Here is a 6,233-nt window from a genome sequence, read left to right on the forward strand (position 1 = left end):
CGGCCCTGGGCGCACTATTGTTGTGGGCGTGGCTGCCATTGGGTGCGGCGAAAAACCCGCAGGTGACGGCGCCGTTCCAGGGCCTGCGCAACCGTCGGGCGTGGTTGCTGGCGCTGTATTTCGGCCTGGTGAATTGCGGCTACATGAGCATGGTCGCGTGGCTGCCGGCCTACTACCAGCAGTTGGGTTGGGGCGTACTGCCCAGTGGTTCGCTGCTGGCGTTCATGACGATCTTCCAGGTAATCGCCGCGCTGTTGATGCCCGCAATGGCGCAACGTGGTATTGATCGTCGACCGTTACTGAGCATCAGCCTGCTGGCCCAGACCGTGGGCTATATCGGCCTGCTGACGGCGCCGCTGGAGTTCCCCCACGTGTGGGTGGCGTTGATCGGTTTCGGCCTGGGAGCGTGTTTCGCCCTGAGCCTGTTGCTGACCCTGGATCACCGCCGCGACCCTCGGGAGGCCGGCCAACTGGCAGCGTTCGTCCAGGGCGTGGGCTTTTTGATCAACGCCGTATCACCGTGGCTGACCGGCTGGCTGCGGGAATTGACTGGCAGTTTCGTAAGCGCCTGGATGGTGCTGACGCTGACGGTGGTGGCGATGTTGATACTCACCCGGGTGTTCAGCCCGGCCACCTACCGCACAGGCTCTATGGATATGCAATTTGAATCTAGATAAAACAATGAACATTCTTTTGCGGAATAAGCGAGGCGATTAGAATCGCGGTTTCCTTCAGGACGCCGGAAAACTCCATGGACCTTCGCCAACTGCGCTACTTCATTGCTCTGAATGAGTACCGCAGTTTTGTGCGCGCCGCCGACGCCATGGGCATTACCCAGCCGGCGTTCAGCCGCAGCATCCAAAGCCTGGAACAGGAGTTTGGCTGTGTGCTGGTGGACCGCGCCCACAAAGACCTGCGCCCCACTCCCGAAGGCCAGGTGGTGTTGCAACATGCCTTGTCGCTCGTTCAGGGGGCGGCGCGGCTGAGCCACGAAGTCACCCGCATGACCAAGCTCGACGCCGGCGAATTGCGCTTTGGCTGCGATGCCGTGGCGGCGGTGAACCTGGTGCCTGGAGCGATCGCACGGTTTGTCGGCGCTCATCCACGAGTACGCAGCGGTTTGCATGTGGATAACTGGGAAAAACTCGGACGCAGTTTGAGTCGCGAAGAGATCGAATTCTTCATCGCCGATGTGCGCCACTTCGAGGCCGATCCGAATTTCCAGACCCAGGCCCTGACACCCCGGCGCAATGTATTTTTCTGCCGCGCCGGGCACCCGTTACTGGCCAAGGACAGCCTCTCGACCAACGACCTGTTTGACTACCCGCTGGCCACACCGCTGATCGCTCCCGGGGTACGCAAGCTACTGGCCAACCTGAGCGGGCGTGTCGACTTTTCTCCCGCTATCGAACTGGAGCAGTTTGCGGCGCTGGCAGCCATCGTGCACCAGTCCAACGCGATTGGCCTGGGTGCCGAGGATGCGTTTGCCGAAGACTTTGCCCGTGGCGCACTGACGGTGTTGCACTGGCGCAACGTGCCTCACAGCCTCGACAGTTTGAACAACCGCTGCGGGATCATCAGCCGTACCGGGTTTCGCTTGTCGCCGGCGGCGAAGGCGATGATCGAAACCCTGATCACCGTGGATACCCCCTCTGCTGAAGCAAGCTTGCTCGCCCGCAATTAAAAAACCAGGCTTGCGCGCGACAGCCCATTCTCTTGATTTCAATGAAACTGTTATCGGCAATCAGCGGGTTTTTTCGCCTGCCGGGAACCGACACCATTGGCTCCAGAACAGAAAAACCTGGAGCCCTGCCATGTACTTGAAATACCCAATCAGTTGGACTGCCCTTGCCTTGGCAGCGGCCCTCACCGGCACCGCCGCCCAGGCTTCCATGCCGGCGAACCTGCCCGCCGATCAGAGCGTTGGCGCCATCGAGCAGGTGCACGCCTTCCACGATGCCATGCCCACCGGCGTGAGCGTTACCGAGACCGGACGCATCTTTGTCAACTTTCCTCGCTGGGGCGACGAGGTGCCGTTTACCGTCGCAGAATTGCGCGACGGCAAAGTCGTACCCTACCCTGACCAGGCGATAAATCAGGCCAACCCCAAAGACCCGGCCAAAGGGTTTATCAGCGTACAAAGCGTGGTGGCCGACGGGCGCGGACGCCTCTGGATACTGGACACCGCGGCGCCTGGCTTCTCGCCTCCACAGCCAGGTGGTGCCAAGCTCGTCGCAGTTGAGCTCGCCACCAACAAGGTGGTCAAGACCCTCGTATTCCCGAAAAACGTCATGCTGCCCGGCACCTACGTCAACGACATGCGCTTTGATTTTCGCGTGGGTGACCAAGGCGTGGTCTATATCACCGACTCTTCACTTACCGGCCCGGGCGCGATCATCGTCATGGACATCGCCAGTGGCACGGCCATACGCCGGCTCAGTGGTGCACCCTCGACCTCGGTCGACCCGAACTTCGTACCCACGGTCGAAGGCCAGGTCCTGAAAGTGCGGGATGCCAAAGGCGGCACCCAGCCTTTTGCCGTGGCTTCGGACGGCATCGCCCTGTCGGCTGATGGGCAGACCTTGTATTTCTGCCCGCTGTCGAGTCGGCACCTGTACGCCATCCCCACGGCACTGCTGCGTGACGAGACAGTCAGCGAAGCACGGCTCGAAATGGCGGTCAAAGACCTCGGGGAAAAAGGCGCCTCGGACGGGCTTGAAGCCGACGCCTCGGGGGCCGTGTATGCCGGCGACTACGAAAACAACAGCGTGCGCAAACGGCTGGCGAACGGGCAATGGCAGACCATCGTCCATGATCCGCGTGTGCTTTGGCCCGACACACTGTCAATCGGTCCTGATGGCTACCTGTACTTCATCGCCAATCAGCTGCACCGCCAAAGCATCTTTCACGCAGGCAAAGACTTGCGCCAGAAACCCTACAGCCTGCTGCGCGTGAAGATCGATGGCGCGCCGGCGCCCACACACTAGCGGCGCCGAAGCATGAATATTGATGCGTTGAACCTGTTCATGCGATCAACAGAGCTGGGCAATATCACCGCAGCCGGCAGGGAGCTGGGACTCGCGCCCTCGGTGGCCAGCCACAAACTGGCGAAGCTTGAAGAATACCTGGGCATGCGCCTGCTGCATCGTACCACCCGCCAGGTCAGCCTGACCGAAGACGGTGCGCTGTTTCTGCCCCATGCAATCCGGGTGCTGGCAGCCGTGGACGAGGCCTATCTGGTCGCGGTGAAAGGCAAGGACGTGGCCAAGCGGGTGTTAAGAGTATCCGCCCCCGGGTCCTTCGCGCGGATGTGCCTGATGCCGGCCATTACCCGGTTCCTGCACGCCAACCCGAAGCTGAAGATCGACCTGATACTGTCCGATCAAATGCAGGACCTGACCGAGATCGGGATTGATGTGGCAATCCGCATCGCCGCCCTGAAGGACTCATCCCTGGTGGCGCGCAAGCTCGGCTGCGACAGACGCATCCTGTGTGCGGCACCCGCCTACCTCCAGGCGCATGGCGGACCGACTTCACCTGCGGAGCTGGTCAATCATTCCTGCATCCTGCTGGGCGACGAGGACCATTGGCGTTTCGTGGGTGCCCAGTCACACAAAGTCACGGCAATCAGTGGTTCGCTCAGAGTCAATTGCGGCGAAAGCGCACGGCTTGCCGCGGAGGGTGGGCTCGGCATCGTCTCTGTTTCACAGTGGAACGTCAGGCCCTCACTGGAAAGCGGCGCATTGGTGGAAATCATGCCGTCCTGTGTCCTGGAGCAAACCCGGGATATCTGGGCGATCTACCCCAGCGCGCGGTTGATCTCATCCAAGGCTCGGGCTTTCGTCGAGTTCATGATCGCCGAGTTCCAGGGCGATTTTTAGCATAGGGAAAAAATCATGACGGTGACTCACCAAGCTGCAGGCAAAACAAATCTCGCGAGCGGCCCACGCGTCGTTCGACTAGGGGTGACAGACTTGTCGTTCCATCGGGTTACCGCTGCGGTGGTAGCGCTGGTGTTGCAACGCATGGGCCTGACCGGACAAAGACGGCCGTTCGATTCCGAGGCCTTTTACGAATTCTGAATTCGCGGCAGGCTGGCTACAAGGGCCTGCTCACTGAGGCTAGTTTGGCGATGCAGATGTTCTGCAATCTCCCCAAACCGAGGATTCCAACATGCTCTACCTGGTTTTCAGCGGCACCATCAAAGAAGGCAAACAGGCCGAGTTCTATCGTGATGTAGCGGCCGTTTCACAAAAGCTCACCCACCAGCACGACAAGGCCGTGGTCTATCAATGGCATAAGGATGAAGAGAACCCCAACCGGTTCTTTCTCAACGAACAGTGGGAAAGCGTCGCGGACCTGCACGCGCATTTCGAAACGCTCTACAAAGCCTTCGGCCCGGCGAAACCCACCGAGCGCCTGCCGGCGAAAATCCTCGCGTACCTGGATGAAGCACAGGTGAACTTCTACCAGGCCATTCAATAAACCGCACCCGGTCACCCCAGGGTGACCGGGACGCTTGCTCAGCTCGCTGTCGTTTCCACCGGGTTGAGTTCGCTCAGCCGTCCCTCCTGGCGCGCAAACCGATTGGCCCGGGCAAACGTGCCGAAATCGTTGAAGCGCACGCCCATCTCCGCCATCACCTTGTGCGCCGTTTTCACCGTCATCTGGCGGATGTAGAACGGCTCCTTGACCACAAAGTGATGAATCCCGTGGGTGCTGCCGAAGTTGAAGCAGAACGCTTGCAACGGCCACAGCCACCACGGGTTGAGCACCTGGGTTTGCTGGATCACGTTGCCCGGCTCGATGTCGCCGTAGTAGTGCATGTTGGAGCTGACAAAGTGCAGGCAGAAGGTGCGCAGCACGTTGGGGCCGATGATCACCACGGCGGCGATGTCGATGACGTGCATCACCGCCAGCGTGTTGGCCGACCAGTCGATCGGCGCGCCCAGCAGGCTGGCGATGCCATTGGCGGCATGAAAGCCGAGGAACACATACCACGCGCCCCAATGCAGCAGCGCCAGCGGTGCGTAGACCAGCGCCGTGCGCTTGAGAATGCCCAGCTTGTGCTTCCAGGACGGTGCCCGCAGCACCCGGATCAGTGCCGACATGATGTTGTCGCCGACCATCAGCAAACGTGCCAGGCCCCACGGTTCACCGTTGGTGATCGCGCGCTCTTCGATGTCGGTTTCGCTGCCGGAAACCTTGTGGTGATTGAGGTGGATATGGCGCCGTACCCAAGGGTTGATGGTGCTGGGCCGCGCCAGCCACACCAGGCCCATCATCAGGTTGTGGGGCAGGCGCTGCTTGCGAAAGTACATGCTGTGGATCAGGTCGTGTTCCAGTTCGTGGGTCAGTGACGCAAGAAACGCGTTGAGCAGCAGGCACACCCACCACGCCATGTGCCCGGTGATATACAGCGCCGCCGAACCCAGCATGCCCACCAGGGCAAAGGCCAGGATGCCCGCGCCCAACGCATCCTGATGCAGCAGCCAGGGGTGGCGCTGGCGCAATAACAGCCCCTCGGCCAGCACCACTTCACGAATATGCGCTGAACGCTGTTGTGCGTTCATCTGCCGGGGACTTGCAGAAGTACCGTCCATGCTTCCATCCTCTGTCTTATTGATGCGTACATCCTGCCCTATGCGATCTGGCGGGACGCTAGCCCCACACGCCAACCTGTTGACCGCAAGCGCCAATCAACATGACCGAACCGACCTCTCTCGCCAGCTGGACCCGCGCCCTGCGCAAGCAGCTCGACGCCCTGGGCCTCGACAGCGCCGCGCTGTGCGCCCAGGCCGGGCTCGACCCGCAGTTGATGGAAGATCCGAACGCGCGCTACCCGCTATCGGCCACCACGCGCCTGTGGGAACTGGCGGTACAGGCCAGCGGCGACCCGGCGATTGGCTTGCGGGTGTCGCGGTTTGTCAGCCCCACCACGTTCCATGCGCTGGGTTATGCGCTGGTGGCCAGCGGCAGCCTGCGGGAAGTGTTCGAGCGGATCGTGCGCTATCACCAGGTGGTCAGCGACGCACTGAGCCTGGAGCTTAGCCGGGAGGGCGAACGTTACCGCTTTCGCCTGCAACAGCCCGCCGGTACACCCGCACCCGCGTTTGAGGCGATTGATGCGTTCGCCGCGATTTACGTGCGCACCTGCCGCAATCGCCTGGGCCGGGAGTACGCGCCGCTGGCGGTGTACCTGCGGCGGCCCGAGCCGGCTGATCCCAAGCCGT

7 protein-coding genes are annotated in these 6,233 nt (G+C 61.4%); 6 read left to right on the top strand and 1 reads right to left on the bottom strand.

What is annotated here, in order from left to right:
• From HX846_RS28155 to HX846_RS28175, 5 genes are all read left to right on the top strand, one after another.
• On the top strand, window positions 1-677 hold a 677-nt coding region (locus tag HX846_RS28155), incomplete at its 5' end, for an MFS transporter (protein ID WP_178966540.1).
• Window positions 678-751: 74 nt separating this feature from the next.
• The gene (locus HX846_RS28160; RefSeq protein WP_003218124.1) at window positions 752-1,684 is read left to right on the top strand and encodes a LysR family transcriptional regulator; all 933 of its coding nucleotides are present in this window, start codon (window positions 752-754) and stop codon (window positions 1,682-1,684) included.
• Between the two features lie 130 nt (window positions 1,685-1,814).
• Window positions 1,815-2,987 (top strand): L-dopachrome tautomerase-related protein, encoded by a 1,173-nt coding sequence (locus tag HX846_RS28165; RefSeq protein WP_178966541.1) that lies wholly within the window; start codon window positions 1,815-1,817, stop codon window positions 2,985-2,987.
• A gap of 27 nt (window positions 2,988-3,014) precedes the next feature.
• The gene (locus HX846_RS28170) at window positions 3,015-3,881 is read left to right on the top strand and encodes a LysR family transcriptional regulator (protein ID WP_256740029.1); all 867 of its coding nucleotides are present in this window, start codon (window positions 3,015-3,017) and stop codon (window positions 3,879-3,881) included.
• 292 nt (window positions 3,882-4,173) lie between these two features.
• Window positions 4,174-4,485: a putative quinol monooxygenase gene (locus tag HX846_RS28175; protein ID WP_003218128.1), complete on the top strand. Its 312-nt coding sequence runs from the start codon at window positions 4,174-4,176 to the stop codon at window positions 4,483-4,485.
• A gap of 38 nt (window positions 4,486-4,523) precedes the next feature.
• On the opposite strand, the gene HX846_RS28180 is transcribed toward HX846_RS28175, so the two are convergent.
• A complete protein-coding gene (locus HX846_RS28180) occupies window positions 4,524-5,603 on the bottom strand; it encodes a fatty acid desaturase (protein ID WP_178966543.1) in 1,080 nt (359 codons plus the stop codon).
• A gap of 101 nt (window positions 5,604-5,704) precedes the next feature.
• Here HX846_RS28180 and HX846_RS28185 point away from each other — a divergent pair.
• On the top strand, window positions 5,705-6,233 hold a 529-nt coding region (locus HX846_RS28185; RefSeq protein WP_178966544.1), incomplete at its 3' end, for an AraC family transcriptional regulator.

Source organism: Pseudomonas sp. K5002, assembly GCF_013386655.1.
GTDB lineage: Bacteria > Pseudomonadota > Gammaproteobacteria > Pseudomonadales > Pseudomonadaceae > Aquipseudomonas.

Excerpts from the sequence above, each read along its gene's own strand:
- HX846_RS28160 (WP_003218124.1), top strand. The coding sequence starts at position 752 with ATGGACCTTCGCCAACTGCGCTACTTCATTGCTCTGAATGAGTACCGC.
- HX846_RS28165 (WP_178966541.1), top strand. The coding sequence starts at position 1,815 with ATGTACTTGAAATACCCAATCAGTTGGACTGCCCTTGCCTTGGCAGCG.
- HX846_RS28175 (WP_003218128.1), top strand. The coding sequence starts at position 4,174 with ATGCTCTACCTGGTTTTCAGCGGCACCATCAAAGAAGGCAAACAGGCC.
- HX846_RS28180 (WP_178966543.1), bottom strand. The coding sequence starts at position 5,603 with ATGGACGGTACTTCTGCAAGTCCCCGGCAGATGAACGCACAACAGCGT.